Here is a 25,570-nt window from a genome sequence, read left to right on the forward strand (position 1 = left end):
TACCCCCTGAGGTCGTGTGCCCGCTCCACCGGACGTGACTGTTCATCGGGCCGGGGAGGATTGCCTGCTCGAAGGTGCTCGGCCGGCGCACCTTTCGTACTGGCGAGAGATGATACCCAGGCCGCGCCGCGTGGCGCCTACGAACCGCCGGGCATTTCGCGACGGTGCCGCCGACCGTTCCGAACCGTTCCGATCGGCTCTCGGCTGCTGCCCCGGGTCTCGTCGGTCGCGCGGGAGCCGGGGCCGAATCCGGCGCCCCGGCCGCGGATTCCGCGCCACCGGGCGGACGCCTTCAGAGTTCGCGGGCGGGTGGCCGGTCGGTGGCGCGGAGTTCGATGGCGACCAGCAGCTCCACCAGGTCGGTGATACTGCGGATATTGCGACCGGTGAGCTGCTGGATCCGCCGTACCCGGTACTTGGCGGTGTTGTGGTGGATCCGCAGGGCGTCGGCTGCCGCCCGCAGGTTCAGATCGGCGGCGGCGAAGGCGCGGATCGTATCCGCCAGGACCGCGCCTTTGGCCCGGTCGTCGGTGAGTGTCCGGTCGATTCGCGGATCGACCAGGTTGCGTGCGGTCTCGTCGGAATTCAGGACCAGATACCGGAACGGGCTCAGCTCCGGCAGTGCCAGCACGCCGCCGTCCTCGGGTAGCAGACCGAGCGCCGTACGTGACTCCTGCCAGGCGCGGGGCAGATATTCGATCCCGGCGCCGACGTTGCCGATACCGACAGCGGTCGTGATGCCCTCGCGGGCCAGCCGATGATGAGTGCGCCGGAGCCGAGTGCACAGTTCCTCGACAGTTCCGGAATGTCCGAGACCGGCTACGGCTACGATCTCGGGGTCGCGGGCGCCCGGGTCGCGGACGACCGCCAGCGTGCGATGTCCGTTGACAGCGGTGCGGGCCAAGGCTGCGGAGACCAGCTGCGCGGCTTCGGTTTCGGTGGACTCGCCGGTGGACCGGCCCCGGATACCGCGCACTGTCACGGTGACGACCAGGAGACGTTCGGGGTCGGTGACACCGATGCCGTGGGCGGCCGCTGCGGCCGGGAGCGGGCCGCGATCGGGCAGTGTGCCGCCGAGCAGGCATTCCAGCAGGTCGCGATCGTCGCGGCCGGCCTCCGGCGACTGGTGCTGCTGATACTCCAGGTAGGCGTGGGTGGCCTGGGCGCTGACCAGGTCGCAGTAGCGGGTCAGCGGCAGCACCATCGACAGCGTCGCCTCCCGCGCGGCGGGGGAGTCACCGGCGTGGGCCACCAGTGATTTCCAGAAGGACTGCTGCCCGAGCCGGAACGCGGTGATGTAGTCGGTCAGCGGCAGCCCGGACCTGGCCCGGCGCACCGCGGCGCGGCGGGTGTGCGCGAGATCCGCTGCGGTGACGCGACGTTTGTCCAGGTGCGCGCCGAGTCCGGTGCGGCACAGGCGGGCGACCTGTTCGTGTACATCGGCGCGGAATTCGCCGTCTCGGCCGGTGTATCCGGGGATCTGCGCGAAGATCGCGCTGCTTCCTCGGTCGGCGATCTCGTCGGTGTGTTCGTAGATACTGCCGACGATCCGGGTGCGCTCGGCCCGCACCCGTTCGGGAAGTGGGTTTCCGAGCGTCTGTGATCCGGCTGACATAGTCGGATGGTCCACGGTGATATCGCGAAAGTCAACATACGCGGCAATTTGTATCAAATTATCCGCTGCTCGCTTGTCCCCGACGGACAATTCCGATTCCGATAATTGGGACGCAAAGGCTGATGTGTTCCATTCCTGGCGCTCTTACGCTGGCCTGACCCATAGCTGGCCTGCCCGACTGTGCTCTGCCCCAAAGGAATTCGCCCACGATCGACTCACCGGAGGCACCGTGCTCGACATATCCGGCCTGACCGTCCGATTCGGCGGTATCACCGCCCTCGACGACATCGAATTCACGGTGGACACCGGGGAGATGCTGGGGCTGATCGGACCCAACGGCGCCGGCAAGACCACCTTGTTCAACTGTCTGACCAGGCGTTGTGCGCCCACCGCGGGCACCGTGAACTACCTCGGGGCCGATCTGCTGACAGTACGCGCCGATCTGATGGCCCGGCTCGGGATAGCCCGGACCTTCCAGAATCTCGGACTGTTCACCCGTATGTCTGTGCGGGACAACGTGCTCGTGGGTGCCCACCACCGGGCCCGTGCCGGATTCCTCGGCGCGGGGCTGTCCCTCCCGACGGTCCGGTCCGAGGAACGGCGGCTGCGCGACCAGGTCGACGGCCTGCTCGAACGCCTGGAATTGCGGGAGATCGCCGAACATCCCGCGGCCGGGCTGCCCTTCGGCACGCTCAAGCGCATCGAGCTCGCCCGGGCGCTGGCTGCCGGGCCGCGTCTGTTGTTGCTGGACGAACCGGTCAACGGACTCAGCCACGGCGAAGTCGGCGCGTTCGCCGAACTGCTCGCGGGCCTACGGGTGGATTTCGACCTCACCGTGCTGGTGGTCGAACACCATATGGGTTTCGTGATGGGGATCTGTGATCGCGTCGTCTGCCTGGAATTCGGGCGGGTCATCGCCGACGGAGCCCCCGAAGCCGTCCAACGCGACCCTGCCGTGATCGAGGCATACCTGGGAACCGCCGCATGAGCGCCGATCCGTTCCTCACGGTCACCGATCTCACTGCCGGGTACGGCGCGGCCGAGGTATTGCACGGTATCGGCCTGGTGGTCGGCGTGGGGGAGATATGCGCCGTACTGGGACCGAACGGCGCGGGCAAGACGACTCTGCTGCGCGCCTTGAGTGGAATGATCCCGGTACGCGGATCAGTGGTCCTCGCAGGTACCGCGGTGGCGGGCCGGGCACCCGAGAAGCTGGCCCGGCTGGGAGTGGCGCACGTCCCGGAGGGCCGCGGCACCTTCGCACCGCTGACCGTCGAGGAGAACCTCCGGCTGGGCGCCTACGCACGGCGTGACCGCCGTGGAATCGATGCCGATCTGCACCGGATCTGCGGCTACTTCCCGATCCTGCGCGAGAAGCTGCGCGATCCGGCGGGCGGGTTGTCCGGCGGACAGCAACAGATGCTGGCGCTCGGCCGCGCGCTCATGTCCAGACCCCGGCTGTTGCTCCTGGACGAACCGTCACTGGGACTCGCGCCGCTGGTCACCAGGGAACTCTTCCGCATCGTCGAGACCGTGAACCAAGTGGAACACACCACGGTGATCGTCGTCGAGCAGAACGCTCAGTTGGCTCTGCGCGCCGCGCATCGGGCCCACGTACTGGAAAGCGGGCGGATCGTCCTGTCCGGCACCGCCGCCGAGATCGCCGCCGACGACCAGGTGGCGCAGTCCTACCTCGGATACCGGGTGGGACCGTGACCGGATTCGCCCAGCAGATCATCGAAGGCCTCAGTGCCGGTGCTCTCTACGCCGGGATGGCACTCGCCCTCGTCCTCGTCTACCGGTTCACCGGAATCGTCAACTTCGCCCAGGGTGAGCTGGCCATGTTCTCGGCGTTCCTGGCCTGGCAGCTGGTCGCGATCGGGATGCCGTTCTGGGCGGCGCTGCCGGTCACCGTCGCCGTCTCCTTCGCCGGCGGGATGCTCATCGAGCGGATCGTCGTCCGGCCGGTGGAGGGAGCTCCGGAACTCACTCTCGTGATCGTCACCGTCGGTCTCTTCTTCTTCGTCAATGCCGCCGCGGGATGGATCTGGTCGTATCAGCTGAAGTCGTTTCCCGACCCGTTTCCGGACGGGGCCCTGCGGGTGGGCGGTGTCACCGCTGGGTACGGCAGCCTCGGAATCCTCGCCGTCGTCGCGGCCGTGCTGGCCGTGCTGTATCTCCTGTTCCGCCATACCGGTATCGGACTGGCGATGCGGGCGGTGGCCGCGAATCCGCAGTCGGCGCGGCTGGTGGGTATCGGAGTCGGCACCGTCCTCGCGCTCGGCTGGGGTCTGGCGGCCGCGGTGGGCGCGGTCTCCGGTGTGCTGTCGGCGCCGCTGCTGTTCCTGGAGCCCAACATGATGGGCGGTGTCCTCATCTACGCCTTCGCGGCCGCCACGCTCGGCGGGTTCGACAGCCCCGGCGGCGCCGTGGCGGGCGGCTTGATCGTCGGTGTCGCGGAAACCCTGGCCGGTGCCTACCTCGACGTGGTCGGTACCGAACTCAAGATCGGCGTCCCGTTGGTGATCATCCTCGGCGTGCTGTTGCTGCGCCCCCGGGGCCTGTTCGGCACCGCGGTGGTGGAAAGGGTATGAGCGATATGGGAATCCGGAACTCGCTGCCGGAGCACACCGCGGCCACTCCAGCACCGGACCCCCGGGGTGTCCGCCGGGCCCGGAAGATCGGCGCATCGTGGCCGGCCGCGGCGGGCCTGCTGGTGGCCGCCTGCTGGGCGCCGTTCGAACTCTCCCCGTTCCACACCTTCCAGCTGTCGCTGGCCATGGTCTACGCGGTCGCGCTGCTCGGCCTGAACCTGCTGGTGGGGCATACCGGGCAGATATCGCTGGGGCACGGGGCGTTCTTCGCGGTCGGCGCCTACACCGCGGCGGTCATGATGGACCGCTGGGACACCCCCTATCCGCTGACGCTGCCCGCCGCGGCGGCGGTGACGTTCGTGCTCGGTATCGGGTTCGGTATCCCGGCACTGCGGTTACGGGGGCTGTACCTGGCACTCGTCACGCTGGCGATCGCGATTTTCCTGGTACCGCTGCTCAAACGGTTCGAATCGGTGACCGGGGGGTCCATGGGCCTCACGCTGGACAAACCACGACCCCCGGACTGGACCGGGCTGGCCGAGGACCAGTGGCTGTACTTCCTGGCACTGGTGGTCACCGTGCTGAGCTACCTCCTGGTCGCCGGGCTGTTGCGATCCCGGGTGGGCCGGGCCCTGCACGCCCTGCGGGACAACGAGATCGCGGCCGAGGTCATGGGCGTGCGACCGGCCTTCTACAAGACGATGGCCTTCGCCTGGGGCGCTGCGTTCGCCGGAATCGCCGGCTGCGTCCACATCTGGCTGATCGGCTATGTCGCACCGGATTCGTTCACCCCGACCCTGTCCATCACGCTGCTCGCGGGACTGGTGGTCGGCGGTTTGGGCGGACAGTGGGGGCCGCTGCTGGGTGGCCTGTTCGTCATGTATGTCCCGAGCTTCGCCCAGGACGTCAACCAGGCCGCGCCCGGAATGATCTTCGGACTTCTGATCATCGCGGTCATGTACCTCGCGCCGAATGGATTGGCCGGACTCGCCGGCCGGGCGGCGCACTGGCTCGGACACCGAGCGGGGAAAGGAAGAACCCATGCGCACTAGAGCGATACGGGCGGTGGCCACCGCGGCCGCGGTGCTGTTCGCGGTCGCCGGTTGCGGCGATCGCGAGGAGACCGGCGCTGCCGTCGCCACCGGCGACTGCCAGGGCCAGCAGACCACCGGCCTCACCGAGACCGGGATGAAGCTGGGCGGGGTGTTCCCGTTGTCCGGCCCCGCCTCGGCCTACGCCGAACTTCCCGTGGGTATGCGAGCGTACTTCGACTACGTGAACGCAGAACAGGGCGGAATCGACGGTCGCAAGGTCGAATACCTCCTGCGCGACGACGGATATCAGCCGCCGAAGACCGTGGAGGAGACCCGGCGCCTGGTCGAACAGGACCAGGTGTTCGCGCTCCTGTCCACCCTCGGTACCCCGACCTCGGCCGCGGTGTGGGACTACCTGAACCAGCGTGAGGTTCCGCAGATCTTCGTCGCGGGCGGCGCCACCCAGTGGGGAGTGGGCGACGCGCATCCGTGGACCATCGGATGGCAGCCGAGCTACCGATCCGAGGGGCAGGTGTTCGCCCGCTACGTGAAGGAACGCAAACCGGACGCGACGGTCGCCGTGCTCTACCAGAACGACGATTTCGGCAAGGATCTGCTCGCCAGTTTCACGGAGGAAACCGCAGGCAGCGGGGTTCGGGTGGTCGCCGAACAGAGCTACGAGGTCACCGATCCCACGGTGGACCCGCAGCTGCGCAACCTGGCCGGTTCGAAAGCCGATGTGCTGCTGAACTTCGCCACTCCGAAGTTCGCCGCGCAGACCCTGGCGGCCGACGCGCGCAACCCCGAATGGAATCCGCTGCACATCCTCACCCAGGTCTCCAGCACTATGAGCGTGCTCACCCCGGTCGGCTTGCCCAATGTGCAGAACGTCGTCAGCTCGGTGTTCGTGAAGGATCCGGCCGATCCGCAGTGGGCGGAGGATCCCGGAATGAAGTTGTACCGGGACAAATTGGCCCGGTACGCGCCCGGTGCCGACCCCACCGACGGATACACGCTGGTGGGCTGGGCGATGGCGCAGAGTTTCCACAAGACGTTCGACGCGGCGTCCTGTAAGACCCGCGAAGGACTGCGCGACGCCATGCGTTCGCTCGACGATATCGCGATCGACCTGCTGCTGCCCGGGATCACCCTGCGCACCGGTGCCGGTGACGGATTCCCCATGGAGGCCATGCGGATCCAGCGATTCGAAGGGGACCGCTGGGTGCTCGCCGGTGACCTCGTCGACACCGCCGGCCGGTGATTCGCCCCTTTCCCAGTTGTCCGCGGCGCGATCCGGCGCCGGCGGCCCGCCTCGACACCAGTGATGAGGACACACACCATGAAACTCCGAACCAGCGTAGCGACGGCCGCGATAGCGGTGGCCTCCCTCGGCGCGGCGGCCGCCCCGGTCCATGCGCACCCCGCGCCCGCACCCCGCGAACTCACCTACGAGATCACCCGGGAAGGAGATACCGCGGTGGTCGAGACGAACGGCAGCTGGCAGGTGGCGGGTGACCAGCTCATCCTGAAGGCTGTCGACGACACTCCGTTGACCACGGTGCCGCTGACCTACCGCAAGGACGACCTCGCGTTCCCCATTGCAGCGCGTATCCAGGGCGGTACCGCGGTGCTGACCCCGCAGCGGGCCGGCGGGGTGCCGGTGGCGCCGGTGCACGCGCCGGTCGTCACCCCGGAACAGGCGGGGAAGGAGATCGCCGAACAGTTCACGCCGCGGGATATGCAGGCGCTGGGCGTGTTCACCCAGCGCGCGACCATGAGCGCGGCCATCGCGGGCGCGATCGGCGCCGTACTCGGTGGCAGTATCGGCTGTGTGCTGGGCGCCGCGACCGGTGCGCTCGTATCCAGTCCGATCGCGCTGCTGCTGGTGCCGTTCGTCGGCGCGACGATCGGCGGCTGTGTGGCGGGCGCTGCGACACTGGGTGCTGCGGGCGGCATCATCGGCGCCTTCCTGATCGGTGGCCCGGTCGCGGTTTTCGCTGCCTTCCAGTACTTCTCGACCATTCTGTCGCCGTGCCCGCCCGAACACCCGGCCTGCCGGCCGACCACGCCGTAGATCCGCGGCCCGCATTTCCCGGCCCGTTCCGGAATCCGGAACGGGCCGGTTGCTGTTGCGGATCGCTCGGGCGGTGGGCCGGGCCCGCCCACTGTGCGAGCGCCGGTTCGTACCGTTCCGCCCGGGCCGACCCGATGGAATTGATATTCTCCGAATTCGGTAAGGATATTTTCGGAGCGTGGTATGGCGACATATGTGCTGGTACACGGTGGTGGGCCGACCGTGCGCACGACCGGGTGGGCAAACTCGTCTACCTGGACGCCGCGACCCCGGCCAACGGGCAGTCGCTGCGCGATGTGGCCGGTCCGATCATCGAAGCGGTCCGGCCGCTGGGCCGGGTCGTCGACGGTGTGGAACTCGTCCTGGCGCCCGACGAGAATTCCGGAATGCTCTACGGCATCACCGACCCGGCCGATATCGCCTGGATGGCCACGCGATTGAGCGAGCATCCGTGGCGGTGCTCCGAAGACGCGCTCGACCTGCGGGAAGAGGAAAAGCTCTGGGCCATACCGCAATTCCACATCATCTGTACCTCCACGCTGGCGACCCGCGACCCGGACCTGATCGCCCGGGCCCGCGCGCAGGGCCGGCTGTGGGATATCGACACCGGCCACGACCTGATGATCACCGAACCGGAAGCGACGGCCGCCGCGCTCGGCCGGGTGGCGGCCGCCTGATTCCCGCGGCGGGAGACCGTAGGGTGCGGTGGTATGTCGACCGAATTCGATATCTGCGCGGAGATCGCGGGCGGCCTCGCCGGCCGGGCCGGAGCCTGGGAGTTCGTCGCGGACTTCGCGGCCTGCTGGGTTTCGCCGTTGTCGGAGTCGGACGGATGCAGCGGTGCCGAGCTCGCGGCCGCCGAGGAGCGGTTGGGTCTGCGGTTTCCCGCGGCGGTACGCGAGGCGTACAGCTTGTTCGGGCACCGGCCCGATCTGACCGGCAATCAGGACGAGTTGCTTGCACCGGACCGCCTCGACCTGGACGAGGCGGCACAGATGCTGATATTCCGGACGGAGGCACAGGGCGTATGGGAGTGGGGCGTCGCCCTGGCGGATCCGGCACAGGCCGATCCACCGGTGGCGGTGCGGCTGTCGGAAGAGGACGACGGGCACTGGTCGGTGTGGCTCGATCGTTTCTCGGTGGCCTGTGTGGAAACCGTGCTGTCGGAGGCTCTCTTCGCGGCGCCGCACATCAGCGAACCGCTCGACGCGGATGGGCTCGACCTGGTGGATCGGATCTACCCGCGGTTGCCCGTCCCGGAATACCGCTTGTTCGCCGATGATCCCGGTTTCCGCTGGTTCGCGGGCCCTGATGTGGTGCTGCGGGTGGATCCGGCAGATTGCCTGCTGGCCCGGGCGCGCACGCCCGAGGCCTTCGATCTGCTTCGCCGCACGGTTCCCGAGGCATGGATCTCGACCGCGGATTTCGCCTGCCCGGCGTGGTGATGCGCCGTCGGGCCGCCCGTATCCGGGACACGAATGGCATGCTGTCCCGTATGGCCGATATTCGCCTCGATATTTCCGACTCCGTCGCCACCATCACGCTGGACCGCCCGGACAAACTCAATGCCTTCACGACCGCGATGGGTGACGAGCTGATCGAGGCGTTCGACACCACCGACCGGGACGACGCGGTGCGGGCCGTGGTGATCACCGGCGCCGGCCGGGCCTTCTGCGCCGGCGCCGATCTGTCCGCCGGTGCGGAGACCTTCGTTGCGTCGGGGGACGCGGCGACCGAGGAGTTCCGCGACGGCGGTGGGGAAGTCGTGCTGCGGATGTTCGAATCCCGCAAACCTGTGATCGCCGCGATCAACGGCCCCGCTGTCGGTGTGGGTATCACCATGACGCTGGCCGCCGATTTCCGGTTGGCGGTCGACAACGCCCGGATCGGCTTCGTGTTCAACCGCCGCGGGATCGTTCCGGAATCCTGCTCGAGCTGGTTCCTACCGCGACTGGTCTCCGTGCAGAAGGCGCTGGACTGGGTGTATTCGGGGCGGATCGTCGATGCGGCCGAAGCGCACGAGGCCGGATTGTTCTATGGGCTGTATCAGGCCGACACCCTGCTGGACGAAACCTACGCGCTGGCGCGCCGGATCACCGAGCATTCCGCACCGGTGTCGGTGGCGCTGTCGCGGCAGATGTTGTGGCGCGGGCTGGGTGCCGATCATCCGATGGTCGCGCACCGGGTCGAATCGCGGCGCATCCTCAGCCGAGGTGCCAGCGCCGATGCGCGAGAAGGCGTGTCGTCGTTCCTGGAGAAGCGGCCCGCGCGCTACCCCGACAGTGTGGCGCGCGATCTGCCGGAGATCTTCGGCGCGGATCTGCCGGTACCGCAGTCCCGGCGCTGATCCGGAATCCCTGCTGGGAGTGTACTTTCGGTGACAGATACCTTGGCAAAGGTGAGTTCGCAAAAGTGCGCGGGCACAAAGGCGCGGGTCTAGGATCTGTGGCACAACGAGTTTCGGAGGTGCTGCATGCCAGACGAAGTCCTGGCGCCCAATATCGAGCTTTTCTCCCGCAACGGTTTCGCCGGCCCCAACACGACGATTGCGCGCGCCCAGTACCGGCCCCGTTTTCTACACGCCCGTGGTGAATATGTGCCGCGCCGCTTCCACACCTGGGACCTACCGGCCGGTGTGTTCGCGGAGCCGAAGGCGCTTCCGGTCCCGATCCTCGAGGGCGAAGGCATCAGTTTCGAACTGAGCCGGCGTTCGGCCGCCATGACCTTCGGCTACGTCAACGTCTGGGCCGACGAGTTGCACTACATCGTCGCCGGGCGTGGTGAACTCGATACCGAGGTGGGCACGCTCGAGGTGCGGGCCGGGGATATCGTCCTGATCCCGCGCGCGGTGACCTACCGGTGGGGTGAGATCGCCGAGGAGATCAGCGAGTTCATCGTGGTCACGGCCAGCGAACTGCATCTCGATCCCGAGGGCGCGCCCGGAACCTTCAACCCCGACCTGCATCTGGACCGCCCCGTACCGCACGGCCGCCCGGGCCTGCCGACGGAAGACGAATACGAGGTGGTCGTGCGCACCGGCGACACCTTCACCTCGTATTTCTACGATGTCGATCCGATTCCGTGTCTCGATGTCCTCGGCGCCCCGCTCGTTCTCCGGTTCAACCTCGAGCATGTGCAGGGCCTCGCTGTCGCGGAGGGCGGACTCGCTCCGGCCCGGCTCATGAGCAGTACCTCGGGTCACGATTTCGTCTTCGGCACCGGCAGTCGGCGCAGTACCCGCCCGCCGGTGCACCACAACGCCGATTTCGACGAGGTCATCTGTTACGCCATGGGCCCGTCGGCGTGGGGTTCGGTCGATACGCCGGGCACCGTCACCTGGACACCCAAAGGCCTGCTGCATCAGGGGCCCGAAGAGGATGTGCGGCCCGGGTACCGGGCGTTCCTGGTGGAAACCCGGTCGACCCTCACCATGACCCCGGCCGGCCGCGATATCGCGCATCTGATGGAAACCGATCAGTACGGCGTCCATCCGGCCGAGGGGCAGACGGCCGCGGCGGCCCGCTGAGCGTCGTGGTGTTCCGGCCGGTTCGATGAAGGGACCGGCCGGAACGTCAGGCCAGTCGATCGAGCCAGCGCACCAGCGCGGCTGTTCCGTCGCGGAACCCGGCCGACCGGGGCCGGTTGAGGAAGCCGTGGCGGGTTCCCGGCACGATCAGATGCTCGGTCTCGATTCCGGCCTCGGCGAGTTCGCCCGCGAATTCGGTGCTCGACGCGCTCAACGAGTCGTACGCGGCGTCGAGCAGCAGCACCGGCGGCAACCCGGTCAGCTTGCCGCCGCCGGGGAACACATCCGGGTCACGCAGCAGTTCCTCCGAACCCACATAGTTGAGGTTCATCCTGCGGATGACCTGCGGAGTGAAGGTGCCGAGCCGGCGCCGTCCCTGTAACCGCTCGCGCACCGGCGGTGGCAGCCGGGGGAGTTCGGCGTGCAGGGTCGCGTACGCGAGGATCAGCCCGGCCGGTCCGGGGCCGCTCGTAGCGCGCAGCCGCAGCGCCGCCGACGCGGCGAGGCAGGCGCCCGCGCTGGCGCCGCCCAGGACGACGCGGGGTTCGTGGGCCAGGAGGTCGGCGACTGCGGTGAGCACATCGTCGAGCGGCGCCGGATAGCGGTTGTCCGACGGCCGGTATTTCGGCGGGCCCCAGGCGCGGAACCGGGGGATCAGCGCGTAATCGACGGTGTGCACCCGGCGCCCGGTCGCGGCGATCCGCAGTGCCACCGCATGTGATTCGAGTTGATCGAGCCCGCCCGATACGAACGCGCCGCCGTGCAGCCACAGCAGTGCCGGTGCGGTCGGATCCGATGTAGCGGGCAGGTATTCGCGAATCGGCACCCGGCCCCGGACGCCGGGAAGGTACCTGTCACGGATTTGCGGTTCGTCGCCCATCCACCGTCCTCGATCCGAGCTCGTACCCCTTCGGACGAGTCCGCGCCGGGGTCTGGGTGCTGCGTTCGCCGTCGGTTCGCGGTGCGGGGACGGCCCCGGCGATGGTATCGCCGGGGCTTCGTGCACCCGGAGGCGCCCGGTGCGCTCAGCTCTTCCCGAATGCCTCCGCTCGGAGGAGGTCCAGGATGCCGGGGTTGTCGGTGGTGGTGACCACACCGACGGCGGTACGGAGGTAGCGGCCGCTCTCCGCGAGGCTCAGCAGACAGGCCGCGAGATCGGTCCGCGAGGTGAACCGGCCCTCGGCCCGTTCCGGGGCGATCGTGTAGTCGGTGCGATGTGGCAGATCGAAGAGTCCGCTGGGCCGGACGATCGTCCAGTCGAGATCGGAGGCGCTGAGCAGGCCCTCCATCGCACGCATGTCCTGGTAGAGGGTTTTCCCGAGGACTCCGGTGATGAACGGTTGCAGCACCCGGTTGAACAGGAACCCGGCCTCCGCGTACGGATGGGGATCGACCGCGCTCGACGACACCACGGCGATCCGGCGCACCTCGTGCCGCCGCATGGCGGCGACGATATTGGCCACACCGGCCGAATAGGTCGTGATGGGCTTTCTGGTGAACGGCACGCCGAGTGCCGAGAGAACGGCATCGGCCCCGGCGACCGCTCGATCGACGGCGGCCGGGTCGTACACATCCCCACCCACCGTGGTGAGCCGTTCGTGGGTCACCGGGAAATCGCCGGGGCGGCGGGTGAGGGCCACGATATCGTGGCCGGCCGCGAGGGCCTGGCCGGTGAGCAGCCGTCCGGTGGGACCGTTGGCGCCGAAGATGACGATTCGCATGATTGCTTCCTTTCGGGTGTACGGGATGTCGCGCCGGTTCAGTGGGCGCGGATGTCAGTGGGCGCGGATGCGGGAGCGCGGCGGAAGTAGCAGGAGGCCGAAGGCGACCATCGCCGCGGCGGTGCGGACCGTATGGGCGGTCTGCCAGCGGTCGCGGACTGCGGACCAGTCGGCCGGTATCCCGTATTCGAGCCACGTCGCCTGCTGGGCGTTGACGGGCAGATTGACTGTGACGCTGACGATCGCGACCGCTGCCAGCAGCGCCACGGCGACCGCGATCGGTAGCCAGGTTCGGTGGGACCGGTACGCCGCCACCGCGAGCGCCGCGCCGAGGCCCAGCGCCGGGAGGAGAGTGACGCTCGCGAGGACATCCAGACGGTCCAGTTCCACGGATCGGACCAGGGTGTAGCCGGCGGCGTCGGCCGTCCGGAGCGAGGACTCGAGGACGAGTACCCCGAGCAGGAAACCGGCGAACGAACCGGCGAAAAGGCGAGCGGTGAACCGCAGGGCGGCGATCCGCCGGGTATCGCCGGTCGGGGTGGGTGGTGCTTCCAGGTGAGTGGTCATGGGTTTCTCCTGAAGCCATATAGTATGAGAACCATATAATATGGAAATGATGATAGATGCAAGAGTTGCCGTGAACTGGCTGCACAGGGCCCCCGTACTATCGGAGATCCAGATCATGTGGAGGGGTAGATGACCGAAGCCGATCCGGGCGTGACCCGGCAGCGCAGACAACTGATCGCCGGGGTCAAGGGTTCGTTGCGTGAACTGCGGGTCGCGCTCGCCCTGCTGAACCACCGGGTGGGGACGCGGGTGGAACTCAAGGATGTCGATCTCGACTGCCTGGACATCCTCGGCAGGCAAGGTCCGCTGAGTCCGAGCGGGCTGGCGCGGCTGGCGGGCCTGCACCCCGCGACCATCACCGGAATACTCGATCGGCTCGAACGCGGCGGCTGGATCGTCCGGGAACGGGCTGCCGGCGATCGGCGCGCGGTGAACGTCCGCATCGTTGCCGGGCGCAATGCCGAGATCTTCCGGCAGTACGCCGGTATGAACGCGCTCATGGACGAGCTCTGCGCCGGTTACACCGACGCCGAACTCGAATTGATCGCCGACTTCCTGCATCGTTCCGGTGCGGCCGGACAACAGGCCACTGCCCGCCTCACCTCGGAATAAGCCTTTCCCACCGGGCGAACCCTCCCGCCCACCGGCCGGTGGGTGCCTCAACTCACAGCTGCGCGCGGAAACCTCCCCAGCGGCCGTCTGTTACACCAGAGCGTGACTTCCACCGCAACCACCACGGCGAGCGCGGCTCCCGTCGCGCCCGCCCGCACCAGCTGGCACCTTCCGGCGATGCTGGCCCTCGCGCTCGGCGGTTTCGGTATCGGCACCACAGAATTCGTCACGATGGGGCTACTGCCCGATATCGCGGGCGCGTTCTCGGTATCCGAGCCGTCCGCCGGGCACGCGGTATCCGCCTACGCGCTCGGGGTGGTGGTCGGTGCGCCGGTGATCGCCGCGGCGTGCGCGTCGGTGGCGCGTAAACGGTTGCTGGTCGCGCTGATGGCCGCGTTCGCGATCGGCAACCTCGCCTCGGCGTTCGCCCCGAACTTCGGCACGATGATCGCCGCGCGTTTCGTCTCCGGGCTGCCGCACGGCGCGTACTTCGGTGTCGCCTCGCTGGCGGCCGCGTCGCTGGCGCCGGCCGGGCAACGTGCCAAGGCGGTCGCGGCGGTGATGCTGGGCCTGAGCACTGCCAATGTCATCGGGGTACCGGCCGCGACCTGGCTCGGGCAGCACTTCGGCTGGCGTAGTGCGTTCGTGGTCGTCGCCGTCATCGGCGCGGCCACGGTGCTGGCCCTGCTGCGCTTCGTTCCGCCGCTGACCGCGATCGTGACCACCGATCCGCTCACCGAACTCGGCGCGCTGCGCCGGCCGCAGGTGCTGCTCACCCTGGCGGTGGGTGCCATCGGCTTCGGCGGCATGTTCGCCGTCTACACCTATGTGAGTACCACTCTCACCGATGTCGCGGGTATGGGTGTGGGCCTGGTGCCGGTGGTGCTCATGCTCTTCGGCGTGGGCATGGTGCTCGGCAACATCGGTGGCGGGATCCTCGCCGATCGCGGCGTCGATCGGTCGATCTTCGTCGCGATGGGCGCCATGACGGTCGTGCTCATCGCCTTCGTGGCCGCGGCCCACAACCCGATCACCGCCGGAATCGGCGTACTACTGGTCGGCGCCACGGGTGCCGCGCTGGCCCCCGGCCTGCAGACCCGGCTGATGGATGTGGCGGCCGACGCCCAGACCCTGGCTGCGGCGCTCAACCATGCCGCCCTGAACATCGCCAATGCCGCCGGTGCCTGGCTGGGTGGCCTGGTGATCGCGGCCGGTTACGGCTACACCGCCCCCGCACTGGTCGGCGCCGGTCTGGCGGCCGCGGGTGTGCTGCTGTTCGCCGTGACCGTCCGGACCGCCCGCCGCTCCTGACCGTGGACCGAGCCCGCCGACCCGCCCGGGTCCGGGGGCTCGTGCCGCCGGGCGCTGCCCGGCGATCTTTCCGACACCCCCGGCAAACACTCCGGTTGATCCGGAGACCGGTCGCGATGATGCATCATCGACGATGAGCGTCGGCTGATGATCTGCGGTGTTACTCGGTAGCAGGGCGAGCGGAGAGGTCGTGGTGATGACCCAGCAGCAGGTGCCGGAGCGGGCGGCGAAGGTCACCGTCCTCACGCTCACCGCCATGGTCGTCGGGTCGATGGTCGGGGCCGGAGTCTTCTCGCTGCCCCGGCGCTTCGCGCAGGAGACCGGTGTCGGCGGCGCACTGATCGCGTGGGCCATCGCCGGCGCGGGGATGCTGATGCTGGCGCTGGTGTTCCAGCGGCTCGCGGTGCGCAAACCCGATCTGGACGCCGGTGTGTACGCCTACGCCAAAGCCGGGTTCGGCGAGTTCATCGGCTTCTACTCCGCGGCCGGCTACTGGGCCAGCGCCTGCGTGGGGAACGTGACCTACTGGGTGCTGATCATGTCCACGCTCGGCCAGTGGATCCCCGCGCTGGGCTCCGGCGATACGCTCATCGCGGTCGTCGCGTCCTCGATCGGACTGTGGTCGTTCTTCCTGCTCATCCGGCGCGGAACCGAAGAGGCCGCGGCGATCAACCGGATCGTCACCGCCGCCAAACTGGTGCCGATCATCGTTTTCGTACTGCTCGCCGCCTTCCTGCTCGATCCGCGGATCTTCGCCGGCAACTTCCGTGGCGCCGACTACGCGGGTTCGCTGTTCGATCAGGTCAGCGGCACGATGCTGGTCACGGTGTTCGTGTTCCTCGGTGTCGAGGGCGCCAGCGTGTACTCCCGCCACGCCCAGCGGCGCGAGGACGTCGGCCGGGCGACACTGCTCGGTTTCCTGAGCGTGCTGGCCATTTTCGCCTCGGTGACGGTGGTGTCCTACGGCATCATGCCGATGGCCGAGATCGCCGAACTGCGGCAGCCGTCGATGGCCGGAGTGCTGGAGGTGGCGGTCGGTTCCTGGGGGACCGCGTTCGTCGGCGCGGGACTGATCATCTCGGTGCTGGGCGCGTATCTGGCCTGGGCGCTCATGGCCGCCGAAGTGCTCTTCGTCGCGGCGAAGGACGCCGATATGCCGCGCTTCCTGGCGCGCGTCACCGACCGCGACGTCCCCGTCGACGCGTTGCTGCTGAGCACTGCGCTCTCCCAGACAGTGTTGGTGATCACCTTGTTCTCCGAGGACGCCTTCGATTTCGCTCTCGATCTCACCGCCTCGCTCACCCTGATCCCGTTCCTGCTGGCCGCCGGGTACGCGCTGAAGCTCTGCCGCACGCGCGAAACCTATACCGGCGAACGTGCCGCCATCCGGCGCGGCGATCTGATCATCGCCGTGCTCGCCACGCTCTACACCGTCTTCCTGCTGTACGCGGCCGGGTTGCGGTTCGTCCTGGTATCGCTCATCTTCTACGCGCCGGTGACCTTCCTTTTCGTGCTGGCGCGCCGTGAACAGGGCCGCCGGGTATTCACTCCCGCCGAAGCCGTCCTCTTCGCACTGGTCGCGATCGGCGGAGTGCTCGGCGTCGTCGCACTGGCGGCGGGATGGATCGATCTGTGACCGCTGTACCGGATCCGGTACCTCGAACCAGCCGACGGAAGGTAGCGCAATGACCGCGAACACCGAACCATCCCGGTACGGCGTCCATTCCGAGGTCGGCCGGTTGCGCCGGGTGCTCGTCTGCTCGCCGGGACTGGCCCATGAACGCCTCACCCCGACCAACTCCGACGAACTGCTCTTCGACGATGTCATGTGGGTGGAGGCGGCGCAGCGCGACCATCTCGACTTCGTGAACAAACTGACCAACCGCGGTGTCGAGGTGGTCGAACTGCACGATCTGCTGGCCGAGACCATGGGCGATCCGGTCGCCCGGAGCTGGCTGCTCGATCGCAAGATCATCGCGAACCGGGTCGGCCTCGGCCTGGTCGAGAACACCCGGGACTACCTGGAAACCCTGCCTGCTCGCGAACTCGCGCGCTTCCTCATCGGCGGGTTGGCCATCGCGGACCTGCCCGCCGACTTCCGCACCGGATATGCGGCGCTGGCCCGCGAGTCGCTGGGCAATCCGGAGTACCTGCTGCCACCCCTGCCCAACACCCTCTACACCCGGGACACCACCTGCTGGATCTACGGCGGGCTCACCCTCAATCCGCTGTTCTGGCCGGCCCGGCACGACGAAACACTGCTGATGAAGGCGATCTACCGGTTCCATCCCGACTACGCCGGTTCGACCGTGTGGTGGGGCGATCCCGAAAAAGATTGGGGCCAAGCCTCTCTCGAAGGTGGTGACGTGATGCCGGTCGGTAACCGCACGGTTCTGGTCGGTATGAGTGAACGTAGCTCCCGGCAGGCGATCACCCAGCTGGCGAAGGCCTTGTTCGAGGCGCAGGTGGCCGACCAGGTGATCGTGGCCGGTATGCCGAAACTCCGGGCAGCGATGCACCTGGACACGGTCTTCACCTTCGCCGACCGCGATCTGGTGACTGTCCACCCGGGCATCGTCGACGGTATCCATCCGTTCACCCTGCGGCCGTCGGACCGGACACCGGGTGTCGAGATCATCGACGAACGGGGCACCGCCTTCGTCGACGTGGTCGCGCGCGCACTCGGTTTCCCCGCACTGCGGGTGGTCGAGACGGCGGGCGACTTCTATGCTTCCGAACGGCAGCAGTGGGATTCGGGAAACAATGCCGTAGCGCTGGAACCGGGTGTGGTGTTCACCTACGACCGCAATACCCAGACCAATGCCGCGCTGCGCCGGGCCGGAGTGGAGGTGATCACCATCGTCGGTGCCGAACTCGGACGCGGGCGCGGTGGCGGCCACTGTATGACCTGCCCTATCGTCCGCGATCCGATCGACTGAACCGAGCGGCTCCCGCCTACGGCGCGATTCGCAGCATCCGGCCCACCGTGGCCTGCCAGTACGAACGGTCGGGACCGATTGTTCCGGTGAGCTGCAAGGGCTCGTCCAGCGGTGCGGCGCCCACCTCCCGGCGTGCCCGTGGCTCGCCGCTCCCGAAATCGACCGCGGTGTAGTAGACCGGGCCCACCTGCTGGATACCGCCGCCGGGCGGGAGCGGCCCGTAGGAGAGCCCGTAGATCAGTCCGTCTGCTCGGGACAGCCGGGGCAGCGATGCCATCCGGTCGGTGGTCTCCCACACTCGCCGGCATCCGGACTCCGAGACGTCGATGCGGGTCATTCCGCCGGTGAACGCCGCATTCGGTGGATCGCTGGGACCCGATGTCGCCTGCGGGGGATAGCCGAACCCGTAGGTACTGGGAATCACCAGCGAATTCCCCCAGGCCATCGGGGAATTCTCGGTGCCCTGACCGGAAGCCTCGAAGGCCGGTGTCCGGCATACCTGGGATCCGTCGTCGGCGCGGTAGACGATCAGCTGCGGTCGCGGCGCATCGTCCACGATTGCCACCCAGTCGTCACCACCCGGCCCGAAATAGGTGGGCGTGGTACCGGACCCGGGACCGAGCTGTCCGGGTTTACGAACTGTTCCCGCCTCGTAGGCCCGGCGCCAGACCACCTCCGGCGTACCGGAATCGGTGGCGCGCATCTCGTAGAGGGCGCGGGTGGTCAGCACCGAGGTGCCGGCCGGGCGCACACTCAGCCCGTTGGTGAGTTTCTCGCCGTCGGGTAGCCGGGTCGAGGCGATACGACCGGTGGAGTCGACGGTGCCGATCACGCCGCCGGTGGTGGCGAACCAGATCCGGCCCTGATAGTCGGGTGCCACACCGGTGATCGCATCGCCCGCCGGGATACTGCCGGCGATATCGATCCGCTCGTCGACGAACAACTCCCAGCGGCCGTCCGGTGTCCGCCGGTGCGCGACCTTGTCGATCGCACCTGCCCCGTCGGCGACGACCACCCGGTCGCCGCCGTCGAGGTATCCGTACACACCGCCCAGCAGCCCGCCCTTCGTCAGCTGAACCGAGGCGAGCGGGGTGGCGGACACCGGATCGAACAGTTGCACCGTCGGGACGGCTACCTGCGGCGGGGTGATCCCGACGAATCCGGTGCACAGTGCCAGCGGCATACCGTCGGAGGCCACGAAAGTGGCGCTGCACGCCCCACCCGGAACCGAGGATGCGACGAGCCGGCCCGCCGGGCCGGGACCGGCGAGCCCGGTGCTGTCGGTGGAGGCGAGGTCGCCGTGGATCAGCGAGGTACCGGCGGGCCCGAGATCGGGTTCCGGCCGGTCCGCGGCCGCGCCCCCGGCGGCGCCCACCACCATCAGTACGGCTGCCGCCGCCGGGAGAGCCCGGCGCAGGATTGCGCTGTACGAAGACCGCATCGATCACTTCTCTCGATCTTCCGGACCGGCCGGATCTGCTCGGTGCGAGAGGATCCGGACCGTCCGCTACGGGGCGGGGCTCCTCACCCGGGCAGCATAACGGGACCACCTGAGCACGCGGGAGAACGGCGGCCACGGAGTGGGAGGGCCGCCTCGGGCCGGTACTCGGCGCGGGACCGGTGCGGATCTCTTCTCGGTACCGCGGAGCGAGGCAGGCCGCTTCTTCTTCCCGGTGAAATCGTCGAGGGCGAACGACGGGCAAATTTTCGGGTATACCGCCGGAACAGCTGCATTTTCGTCCGCACCGGTACAGGAGGAGAGACGTGGACCCTGCGGTATTGCTCGCGGCGGGTTGGGTGGTGGCGGTGTTCGGCTCGGTCCGGATGCGCCGGGAACCACGCCGGTTGTCCACCGGATTCTTCCTCTTGGCGGCCGTCTCGCTGGTGGTGGCCGGCGTCGCGACGGTGGCCGCGCGACTCGCCGATCCGGCTGTGCCGGAATCGGGTTCGGTACTGCTCGGCGCACTGGTGCTGCCGGGTATCGTCGTCGCCGGACTCGGTCTGCTCACCAACGGGATCACCGTCACCCGGCGCGAGGGGCTGCGACCGATCACCATGACCCCGCTGCTGGTGGGGTCCGGCCTCGTGGTGTTGCCCGTCGCCGCGGCGGTCGCCCTGTGGCGCGGTCCCGCGGTACCGCACTGGTTGATACTGGTCGCCGCCACGGCGACCGCTGTCGGTGTGTACCTACTGGCCCATCTGCTCGCGTTCGCCGGGCAGGCGGTCGTCTACGGCGAACTCGCGACCGAGACGGGTGCGGACGCCGTCGTAGTTCTCGGCTGCGGCCTGAACCGCAACCACGTAACCCCCTTGCTCGCGGCCCGCCTGGACCGGGCGTTGCGGGTGTACCGGGCCGAAATTGCGGCCGGCCGCGCACCGGTCGTGGTCACTTCCGGCGGGAAGGGCAGTGACGAAGCACTGAGCGAAGCCGATGCGATGGCGAACTACCTGGTGGCCGCGGGGCTCGCCGAAACTGCGATCGTTCGCGAACGATGCTCGCGTAATACCGAGGAGAACCTCCGCAACACCGTGGACCTGCTCCGCAGCCGCGGACTCGACCTCTCCGAAGCCCGGATAACCGTGGTCACCAGTAATTTCCACGTGCTGCGCGCCGCGGCGCTCACCCGCCGCCTCGGCGTGGACGCACAGGTGATCGGCGCCCGCACCGCCCGCTATTTCATCCCCGCGGCCTTCCTGCGTGAGTTCGTGGCCGTCCTCGCCACCCACTACCGCCGTACCCACCTGGCGGTCGCCGCGGCGACGGTGGTCGCGCTCACCGCCGCCGCCGTCGACGCCTACCTGTCCACCTGAGCCGGTTCCCGCCGTGCCGGCGGCGACGCGCGGCTACCGACCGCGTCCGGGCGTATGCCGGGATTCAGCTCAGCGAGCGTTCGACTTCGGCCGGCGTGACCGCGGTTTCGTGCACCGTCAGCCACCGGTACCTGTTCTGCTCCGGGTCGGCACGCAGGACCGCGGTCGTGCGCCGGTAGTCGGTATCCGCGCCGTCGCGGTGCGTTTCCACGAAGCGCACCACGGTGGTATCGACGGTGGTGCACAGTATTTCGATCTCCGATACCTCGATTCTCAGACCGGGGCGGGTGTTGCGGGCGCGGTGCAGACCCGCGAGCAGTTCGGTTCTGCGCAGTACCGCGCCCGATACCGTCACCATGGAGAAGTCGCCGAGGTGGGCGGCGGCGAACCCGTCCAGCACCTGGGGAGACGCCGGCGTACCGAGCCAGGTGGCCAGCAGTGAGTGGACCTGTTCGACCTCGGGCAGCGCATCGATCGGGTGTTCGTCGCCGGGTAGCCCACTCGATTCGGTCATTCTCCGCACAGTACCGGCCCGCGGCGATCCCGCCCGGCAGCCCGGGCCCCGGCTTCAAGGGGTCGCCTCAGCCGGTGTGCGAAGCCGTCGTGAGCGGTGAGTTCGGCAGAGAGCGCCCAGAGCCGGGCGGCCGCGTCGGGATCGGTTGCCCACGGTTTCACACCGCCGCGGAGCATATCGTCGTCGACGGCCGGTTCGGCGATATCGCAGTCCTGGCAGTAGGCGCCGCCGTACCCGTCCAGCAGTGGTGAGGTCGCGGCCCATACCGCCGTGGCCGCGCCCTGTGCGGGGGTTTTGAAGCCGGCCGCGGGGTCGCCGTGTTCGGTGAGCCAGCCCTGGGCCAACTGTTCGGTGCGGGGGATATGCCGCTGCAGCGGCGTGAGGATACTGCCCGGATGCACCGCGAAGGCGCGAACGCCATCGGAGGTACCGAGTTCGTTCAGGTGCACGGCGAACAGCGCGTTGGCGGTTTTGGATTGTCCGTAGGCCGCGAGATGGTCGTAATCGCGCCGGAAATGCGGGTCGTCCCAGCGGATGCCGGAGAGGAAATGTCCAGCGGAGGATACCGAGACCACCCGTGCGCCGTCCGGAGCGAGAGCCGGACGCAGCCGGTTGACGAGTGCGAAGTGGCCGAGGTGATTGATGGCGAAATGGGCTTCCCAGCCGGGATCGATACGTTCGGCCGGATAGGCCATCACCCCGGCGTTGCAGAGGACGATGTCGAGGACCGTATCTGTTTCCAGGAACCGGTCGGCGAATACCCGGATCGCGGCCGGGGAAGCCAGGTCGAGTTCCAGTACCCGGATCCGCGGGTGGTCGGGTAGCGCGGCGACGGCGGCCGCCGGCCGGCGCGCGGGCACGATGACGTCGGCGCCGGCCCGGGCGAGTGCGGTGGTTGCCTCCCGGCCCAGACCGGAGTATCCGCCGGTGACGAGGGCGGTACGGCCGTCGAGGTCGAGGCCCGCCAGGACGTCGTCCGCGGTGCTGCGGGGACCGAAGCCGGAGCCGATCTTGCGTTGTGTGGTAGCCATGGGTGGAACGCTAGGATCTAGAGTGCGATCTAGGTCAAGCTGTGCGGGTGGTGTATGAGCGAGTTGTCCATCGGGGACGTGGCGGAGGCGACCGGTCTCGGCGTCCACGCGTTGCGCTTCTTCGAACGGGAGGGGCTGTTCCTGCGAGCGATTCCGCGGACGGCCGGCGGGCGCCGCGTCTACGGCGCCGCCGATGTGGAATGGCTGCTGCTGTGTAAACGGCTCCGGGATTCCGGGATGCCGATCGCCACCGTGCAGCGGTTCGCCGCACTGGTCCGATCCGGTCCCGGCAACGAGGCGCAGCGGCTGGCGCTGCTCGAAGAGCACCAACGGGCGGTCGAGGACAAGATCGCCGATCTGGCCGCGAGCCTCGACATCATTCGCGACAAGGTCGGTGTCTACCGTGGGCATCTGGCCGCCGGTACCGCTACCGGGCTCTGGTCGCCTACGCCGCCGGAGTAGTTCTTCACCGTTCAGCCCAGCAGTTTGCCCAGCAATGAGGCCAGTTGTTCGCGTTCGGCGGCGGTGAGCGTGGCGAAGGTACGCTCGAGGAAGTCCGGGATGTGTTTCTCCGCCTTCGTGAGTGCGCGGCGCCCGGCGGTGGTGAGGGTGACCGCGTAGGCGCGCCGGTCGGCGGGATCACGTTCGCGCCGGACGTATCCGGACTGTTCCAGCTCGTCGGCGATGCCGACCATGACACTGCGATCGATCCGCAATTCCGTGCTGAGCTCCTGCTGCGAGCGCGGTCCGACGGCCGCCAGCATTTTCAGCACCAGATGCTGGCCGACCCCGAGCCCGTGTTCCCGGGCTGCCGCCTCCGCCGCGCGGGCCACCGCCGCCGAGGCGCGGCACAGCGCGATATCCGGCCGTTCGGCGGCCAGTTTCGGGAAGTACGCGGTCGGGTCGGGGTCGGGCGTCCTGGCGGGCATGACCGTCAGGCTAGCACAATCATCTGTCGCGAGATCATTTGACAGCAGATCATCTGGGGCCGTACGGTCGAAAACAGTCTTGTTGAAGATGATTTGTGGGCAGATGGAACCGGCTGCGAGTCCGGCTCCGTCCACTCGCACCGGAGTAGGAGACCGCCCGATGTCGCTGAACCTGTCCGCGGAGGACGTCCTGTCCACCACCCGTGCGGTGCGCAAACGCCTCGATTTCACCCGGCCCGTGCCCCGCCACCTGATCGAGGAATGCGTCGACCTGGCGACCCAGGCGCCCACCGGCCGGAACCGGCAGCGTTGGCATTTCCTGGTCGTCACCGATACGGCACAGCGGGCCGAGGTCGCGGCCGTATTCCGCGCGGCGGTCCGGACCGGCGGCGCCGCCCCGGTCAGCCGCCGGGATCTACGCCGGATGAACGCCCACCCCGGATCGCTCCGGCGGATCGGCGAAGGATTCCAGCACCTCTACGACAACATCCACCGGGTACCGGCCTTCGTGATCCCGGCCGTCGAGGGCCGCACCGATCAGGCGAGCGTACTGGAGCAATCCATGACCTGGGGTTCCATCCTGCCGGCCGTCTGGAGCTTCATGCTCGCCGCCCGCGACCGCGGACTCGGGACGGTCTGGACGACGGCGCAGGGTCCACTCGAACGCGAGCTCGCCGCCGTTCTGGGCGTTCCGTACGACGAGGTGATGCTCGCGGCCCTCATCCCGCTGGCCTTCACCCTGGGTACCGAATTCCGCCCCGCCCCGCGTATCGGCCGGGAGCAGGTGCTGCACTGGAATCGGTGGTGAGCGCCGGTCCGTGGTGAATCGCGGGATACCGGCGTGCGGGGCCGTCCGGGCCGGGCGTGATCCGGACGGGGCCTGTGTATATCCCGCGCCGCGACGATGGTGGCGGTCGCCGGGTGGTGTCAGACGGCGATCCGCCGCTCGGCCGCGGTATCGGCCGCGGCCAGACCGAAGACGAGGGCCGGTGCTATACCGCCCGCGTAGGCATCGTAGTAGAGACCGCCGATATCGGATCCCGCCGCGTACAGGCCTTCGATCGGACCACCCGTGGTGGCGAGTACCCGGGCGGCGGCATCGATCCGGATGCCGTGGAACGGGAAGGTCAGCGCGGGGCAGGTTTCGATGATGTAGTACGGGCCGCGGTCCAGCGGTCGCGCGTCGTGGGTGCGGGTGGGGAGCACCCCGGCCCCGGCGGCGTTGACCGCCCTGATCTGTGCAGCGATCGCCGAGCCGTCGTAACCCCACTCCGCCGGGAGGTAGGCGAGATCGTCCAGCGAATCGGCGGTGCCGCAGCGGCCGTTGCGCCGCTGGGTGAGATCGAACTTGTCCACCGCGACGGCGCCTTCGACATAGCTGCCGAGAACCCATTCGCGATACACCCGCTCGTCGGCGACCAGCAGCCCGCGTGCCTGCGGCTGTTCGAGCAGCCGCATAGCGGTGAGATGGTCGCCGAGGGTTTCATCGGTGAAGCGCTCGTTGTCCAGGTTGAACAACAGCGCGTGTTCGCTGTAGTACAGCGACAGCGCGACGAAATCGGCGGGATCGCGGAACGGAACACCGGTGGGCACCAGGTGCCCGTAGAAACCGGAGTGCGGGGTACCGGTGGCGGCGCCGGCCTGTTCGGCCAGGCGCAGTCCGTCGCCGGCACTGGCCGGATTGGATCGCAATTGCATCTCCGGCGCCCGCGGATGGATGTACTCGGCGGTGAGGGCGCCGTCGGCTTGGAAGCCGCCGGTAGCCAGAATGACTGCCGTACTACGGATTTCGATCTCCGTTCGGTCGGGCAGACGTACCCGCGCACCCGCGACGGTCGTATCGCGGGTCAGTAGTTCGACGGTGTCGGTGCCGGTGAAAAGCTCCGCTACGGCGGTGATCCGGCGCCGGCATTCATCGATGTACTGATTGGTGTCGAACTGGTGGCCGATCCCGTATCTCAGGATGGGAACCGGATCGCCGCAGCGCACCCCGAGGGCGCGGATCCACGCGACCGCGGCGGCGAATCCGTCGACGAGTGCGTAGCGCAGTGCGGGATCACCGTGCGGGTTCACCTCGTCCATCACCGCGCGAGTGGGCGCGGTCCACGCGTAGCCGGCGTATCTCGCGGAGCCGCCCACCGTCTCGGCCTTCTCCACCACCACGACCGACCGGCCGCGGTCGATTGCGCGGGCCGCGGCGGTGAGACCGGCCATCCCCGCGCCGATCACCAGGACATCTGTCTCGATTGTTCGCATCGTCGTTTCCTCATCGCTCGAATCGCGGGTCGTCCC

General features: G+C 68.5%; 26 protein-coding genes. 17 read left to right on the plus strand and 9 right to left on the minus strand.

Annotated elements, in window-relative coordinates:
- Positions 1-292: 292 nt before the first annotated feature.
- Complete coding sequence (locus ACWCPQ_RS07485) at positions 293-1,615, minus strand: PucR family transcriptional regulator (RefSeq protein WP_449895874.1); 1,323 nt, start codon at positions 1,613-1,615, stop codon at positions 293-295.
- 229 nt (positions 1,616-1,844) lie between these two features.
- Between ACWCPQ_RS07485 and ACWCPQ_RS07490 the strand changes: the two genes are divergently transcribed.
- The 10 genes from ACWCPQ_RS07490 (at position 1,845) to ACWCPQ_RS07535 (ending at position 10,843) form a co-directional block, all read left to right on the plus strand.
- The gene (locus tag ACWCPQ_RS07490) at positions 1,845-2,603 is read left to right on the plus strand and encodes an ABC transporter ATP-binding protein (RefSeq protein WP_449895876.1); all 759 of its coding nucleotides are present in this window, start codon (positions 1,845-1,847) and stop codon (positions 2,601-2,603) included.
- On the plus strand, positions 2,600-3,331 hold the full coding sequence (locus tag ACWCPQ_RS07495) for an ABC transporter ATP-binding protein (RefSeq protein WP_449895878.1): 732 nt from the start codon (positions 2,600-2,602) through the stop codon (positions 3,329-3,331). The genes ACWCPQ_RS07490 and ACWCPQ_RS07495 overlap by 4 nt, the downstream gene beginning before the upstream one ends.
- Positions 3,328-4,209 carry a branched-chain amino acid ABC transporter permease gene (locus tag ACWCPQ_RS07500; protein WP_449895880.1) on the plus strand — a complete coding sequence of 294 codons (882 nt, stop codon included), beginning with the start codon at positions 3,328-3,330 and terminating at the stop codon, positions 4,207-4,209. The genes ACWCPQ_RS07495 and ACWCPQ_RS07500 overlap by 4 nt, the downstream gene beginning before the upstream one ends.
- A complete protein-coding gene (locus ACWCPQ_RS07505; protein ID WP_449895882.1) occupies positions 4,206-5,261 on the plus strand; it encodes a branched-chain amino acid ABC transporter permease in 1,056 nt (351 codons plus the stop codon). Before ACWCPQ_RS07500 ends, ACWCPQ_RS07505 begins: the two co-directional genes overlap by 4 nt.
- The gene (locus ACWCPQ_RS07510; RefSeq protein ID WP_449895884.1) at positions 5,251-6,504 is read left to right on the plus strand and encodes an ABC transporter substrate-binding protein; all 1,254 of its coding nucleotides are present in this window, start codon (positions 5,251-5,253) and stop codon (positions 6,502-6,504) included. The genes ACWCPQ_RS07505 and ACWCPQ_RS07510 overlap by 11 nt, the downstream gene beginning before the upstream one ends.
- A gap of 78 nt (positions 6,505-6,582) precedes the next feature.
- Positions 6,583-7,317, plus strand: a complete 735-nt coding sequence (locus ACWCPQ_RS07515) for a hypothetical protein (protein ID WP_449895886.1) — start codon at positions 6,583-6,585, stop codon at positions 7,315-7,317.
- Positions 7,318-7,553: 236 nt separating this feature from the next.
- Positions 7,554-7,994, plus strand: a complete 441-nt coding sequence (locus tag ACWCPQ_RS07520; RefSeq protein ID WP_449895888.1) for a hypothetical protein — start codon at positions 7,554-7,556, stop codon at positions 7,992-7,994.
- 33 nt (positions 7,995-8,027) lie between these two features.
- Positions 8,028-8,762: a hypothetical protein gene (locus ACWCPQ_RS07525; protein WP_449895890.1), complete on the plus strand. Its 735-nt coding sequence runs from the start codon at positions 8,028-8,030 to the stop codon at positions 8,760-8,762.
- Positions 8,763-8,812: 50 nt separating this feature from the next.
- Positions 8,813-9,664 carry a crotonase/enoyl-CoA hydratase family protein gene (locus tag ACWCPQ_RS07530; protein WP_449895892.1) on the plus strand — a complete coding sequence of 284 codons (852 nt, stop codon included), beginning with the start codon at positions 8,813-8,815 and terminating at the stop codon, positions 9,662-9,664.
- Between the two features lie 126 nt (positions 9,665-9,790).
- On the plus strand, positions 9,791-10,843 hold the full coding sequence (locus ACWCPQ_RS07535) for an AraC family ligand binding domain-containing protein (protein WP_449895894.1): 1,053 nt from the start codon (positions 9,791-9,793) through the stop codon (positions 10,841-10,843).
- 46 nt (positions 10,844-10,889) lie between these two features.
- On the opposite strand, the gene ACWCPQ_RS07540 is transcribed toward ACWCPQ_RS07535, so the two are convergent.
- The 3 genes from ACWCPQ_RS07540 to ACWCPQ_RS07550 form a co-directional block, all read right to left on the minus strand.
- Positions 10,890-11,723, minus strand: coding sequence for an alpha/beta hydrolase (locus tag ACWCPQ_RS07540; RefSeq protein WP_449895896.1), 834 nt, complete (start codon positions 11,721-11,723; stop codon positions 10,890-10,892).
- 145 nt (positions 11,724-11,868) lie between these two features.
- A complete protein-coding gene (locus tag ACWCPQ_RS07545) occupies positions 11,869-12,564 on the minus strand; it encodes an NAD(P)-dependent oxidoreductase (RefSeq protein ID WP_449895897.1) in 696 nt (231 codons plus the stop codon).
- A gap of 54 nt (positions 12,565-12,618) precedes the next feature.
- Positions 12,619-13,131, minus strand: a complete 513-nt coding sequence (locus ACWCPQ_RS07550; protein WP_449895899.1) for an anthrone oxygenase family protein — start codon at positions 13,129-13,131, stop codon at positions 12,619-12,621.
- 129 nt (positions 13,132-13,260) lie between these two features.
- Here ACWCPQ_RS07550 and ACWCPQ_RS07555 point away from each other — a divergent pair, with 129 nt between their 5' ends.
- The 4 genes from ACWCPQ_RS07555 (at position 13,261) to ACWCPQ_RS07570 (ending at position 17,993) form a co-directional block, all read left to right on the plus strand.
- Positions 13,261-13,743 carry a MarR family transcriptional regulator gene (locus ACWCPQ_RS07555; RefSeq protein ID WP_449895901.1) on the plus strand — a complete coding sequence of 161 codons (483 nt, stop codon included), beginning with the start codon at positions 13,261-13,263 and terminating at the stop codon, positions 13,741-13,743.
- Between the two features lie 102 nt (positions 13,744-13,845).
- Complete coding sequence (locus ACWCPQ_RS07560; RefSeq protein ID WP_449895903.1) at positions 13,846-15,054, plus strand: MFS transporter; 1,209 nt, start codon at positions 13,846-13,848, stop codon at positions 15,052-15,054.
- A gap of 196 nt (positions 15,055-15,250) precedes the next feature.
- Positions 15,251-16,690, plus strand: a complete 1,440-nt coding sequence (locus ACWCPQ_RS07565) for a basic amino acid/polyamine antiporter (protein WP_449895905.1) — start codon at positions 15,251-15,253, stop codon at positions 16,688-16,690.
- Between the two features lie 49 nt (positions 16,691-16,739).
- A complete protein-coding gene (locus ACWCPQ_RS07570) occupies positions 16,740-17,993 on the plus strand; it encodes an arginine deiminase (RefSeq protein ID WP_449895907.1) in 1,254 nt (417 codons plus the stop codon).
- Between the two features lie 16 nt (positions 17,994-18,009).
- On the opposite strand, the gene ACWCPQ_RS07575 is transcribed toward ACWCPQ_RS07570, so the two are convergent.
- Positions 18,010-19,374, minus strand: coding sequence for a hypothetical protein (locus ACWCPQ_RS07575; RefSeq protein WP_449896226.1), 1,365 nt, complete (start codon positions 19,372-19,374; stop codon positions 18,010-18,012).
- A gap of 383 nt (positions 19,375-19,757) precedes the next feature.
- Between ACWCPQ_RS07575 and ACWCPQ_RS07580 the strand changes: the two genes are divergently transcribed.
- A complete protein-coding gene (locus tag ACWCPQ_RS07580) occupies positions 19,758-20,804 on the plus strand; it encodes a YdcF family protein (RefSeq protein WP_449895909.1) in 1,047 nt (348 codons plus the stop codon).
- Between the two features lie 64 nt (positions 20,805-20,868).
- Here ACWCPQ_RS07580 and ACWCPQ_RS07585 read toward each other — a convergent pair whose 3' ends face one another.
- Positions 20,869-21,318 carry a hypothetical protein gene (locus ACWCPQ_RS07585; protein ID WP_449895911.1) on the minus strand — a complete coding sequence of 150 codons (450 nt, stop codon included), beginning with the start codon at positions 21,316-21,318 and terminating at the stop codon, positions 20,869-20,871.
- Positions 21,315-22,349, minus strand: coding sequence for an oxidoreductase (locus ACWCPQ_RS07590; protein ID WP_449895913.1), 1,035 nt, complete (start codon positions 22,347-22,349; stop codon positions 21,315-21,317). Before ACWCPQ_RS07590 ends, ACWCPQ_RS07585 begins: the two co-directional genes overlap by 4 nt.
- Positions 22,350-22,403: 54 nt before the next feature.
- Between ACWCPQ_RS07590 and ACWCPQ_RS07595 the strand changes: the two genes are divergently transcribed.
- Positions 22,404-22,811, plus strand: a complete 408-nt coding sequence (locus ACWCPQ_RS07595; RefSeq protein ID WP_449895915.1) for a MerR family transcriptional regulator — start codon at positions 22,404-22,406, stop codon at positions 22,809-22,811.
- 11 nt (positions 22,812-22,822) lie between these two features.
- Here the strand turns inward: ACWCPQ_RS07595 and ACWCPQ_RS07600 are convergent, their stop codons facing one another.
- Positions 22,823-23,278 (minus strand): MarR family winged helix-turn-helix transcriptional regulator, encoded by a 456-nt coding sequence (locus ACWCPQ_RS07600; protein ID WP_449895917.1) that lies wholly within the window; start codon positions 23,276-23,278, stop codon positions 22,823-22,825.
- 160 nt (positions 23,279-23,438) lie between these two features.
- On the opposite strand from ACWCPQ_RS07600, the gene ACWCPQ_RS07605 reads away from it, so the two are divergent.
- Positions 23,439-24,086, plus strand: coding sequence for a nitroreductase family protein (locus tag ACWCPQ_RS07605; protein ID WP_449895919.1), 648 nt, complete (start codon positions 23,439-23,441; stop codon positions 24,084-24,086).
- A 119-nt stretch (positions 24,087-24,205) separates the two neighbouring features.
- Here the strand turns inward: ACWCPQ_RS07605 and ACWCPQ_RS07610 are convergent, their stop codons facing one another.
- Positions 24,206-25,534, minus strand: a complete 1,329-nt coding sequence (locus ACWCPQ_RS07610) for an FAD-dependent oxidoreductase (protein WP_449895921.1) — start codon at positions 25,532-25,534, stop codon at positions 24,206-24,208.
- Positions 25,535-25,570 lie beyond the last annotated feature (36 nt).

It is taken from the genome of Nocardia sp. NPDC001965, assembly GCF_053594175.1.

Excerpts from the sequence above, each read along its gene's own strand:
- ACWCPQ_RS07485 (WP_449895874.1), bottom strand. The coding sequence starts at position 1,615 with ATGTCAGCCGGATCACAGACGCTCGGAAACCCACTTCCCGAACGGGTG.
- ACWCPQ_RS07495 (WP_449895878.1), top strand. The coding sequence starts at position 2,600 with ATGAGCGCCGATCCGTTCCTCACGGTCACCGATCTCACTGCCGGGTAC.
- ACWCPQ_RS07505 (WP_449895882.1), top strand. The coding sequence starts at position 4,206 with ATGAGCGATATGGGAATCCGGAACTCGCTGCCGGAGCACACCGCGGCC.
- ACWCPQ_RS07510 (WP_449895884.1), top strand. The coding sequence starts at position 5,251 with ATGCGCACTAGAGCGATACGGGCGGTGGCCACCGCGGCCGCGGTGCTG.
- ACWCPQ_RS07515 (WP_449895886.1), top strand. The coding sequence starts at position 6,583 with ATGAAACTCCGAACCAGCGTAGCGACGGCCGCGATAGCGGTGGCCTCC.
- ACWCPQ_RS07525 (WP_449895890.1), top strand. The coding sequence starts at position 8,028 with ATGTCGACCGAATTCGATATCTGCGCGGAGATCGCGGGCGGCCTCGCC.
- ACWCPQ_RS07530 (WP_449895892.1), top strand. The coding sequence starts at position 8,813 with ATGGCCGATATTCGCCTCGATATTTCCGACTCCGTCGCCACCATCACG.
- ACWCPQ_RS07535 (WP_449895894.1), top strand. The coding sequence starts at position 9,791 with ATGCCAGACGAAGTCCTGGCGCCCAATATCGAGCTTTTCTCCCGCAAC.
- ACWCPQ_RS07540 (WP_449895896.1), bottom strand. The coding sequence starts at position 11,723 with ATGGGCGACGAACCGCAAATCCGTGACAGGTACCTTCCCGGCGTCCGG.
- ACWCPQ_RS07545 (WP_449895897.1), bottom strand. The coding sequence starts at position 12,564 with ATGCGAATCGTCATCTTCGGCGCCAACGGTCCCACCGGACGGCTGCTC.
- ACWCPQ_RS07550 (WP_449895899.1), bottom strand. The coding sequence starts at position 13,131 with ATGACCACTCACCTGGAAGCACCACCCACCCCGACCGGCGATACCCGG.
- ACWCPQ_RS07555 (WP_449895901.1), top strand. The coding sequence starts at position 13,261 with ATGACCGAAGCCGATCCGGGCGTGACCCGGCAGCGCAGACAACTGATC.
- ACWCPQ_RS07565 (WP_449895905.1), top strand. The coding sequence starts at position 15,251 with ATGACCCAGCAGCAGGTGCCGGAGCGGGCGGCGAAGGTCACCGTCCTC.
- ACWCPQ_RS07570 (WP_449895907.1), top strand. The coding sequence starts at position 16,740 with ATGACCGCGAACACCGAACCATCCCGGTACGGCGTCCATTCCGAGGTC.
- ACWCPQ_RS07575 (WP_449896226.1), bottom strand. The coding sequence starts at position 19,374 with ATGGTGGTGGGCGCCGCCGGGGGCGCGGCCGCGGACCGGCCGGAACCC.
- ACWCPQ_RS07585 (WP_449895911.1), bottom strand. The coding sequence starts at position 21,318 with ATGACCGAATCGAGTGGGCTACCCGGCGACGAACACCCGATCGATGCG.
- ACWCPQ_RS07590 (WP_449895913.1), bottom strand. The coding sequence starts at position 22,349 with ATGGCTACCACACAACGCAAGATCGGCTCCGGCTTCGGTCCCCGCAGC.
- ACWCPQ_RS07595 (WP_449895915.1), top strand. The coding sequence starts at position 22,404 with ATGAGCGAGTTGTCCATCGGGGACGTGGCGGAGGCGACCGGTCTCGGC.
- ACWCPQ_RS07600 (WP_449895917.1), bottom strand. The coding sequence starts at position 23,278 with ATGCCCGCCAGGACGCCCGACCCCGACCCGACCGCGTACTTCCCGAAA.
- ACWCPQ_RS07605 (WP_449895919.1), top strand. The coding sequence starts at position 23,439 with ATGTCGCTGAACCTGTCCGCGGAGGACGTCCTGTCCACCACCCGTGCG.
- ACWCPQ_RS07610 (WP_449895921.1), bottom strand. The coding sequence starts at position 25,534 with ATGCGAACAATCGAGACAGATGTCCTGGTGATCGGCGCGGGGATGGCC.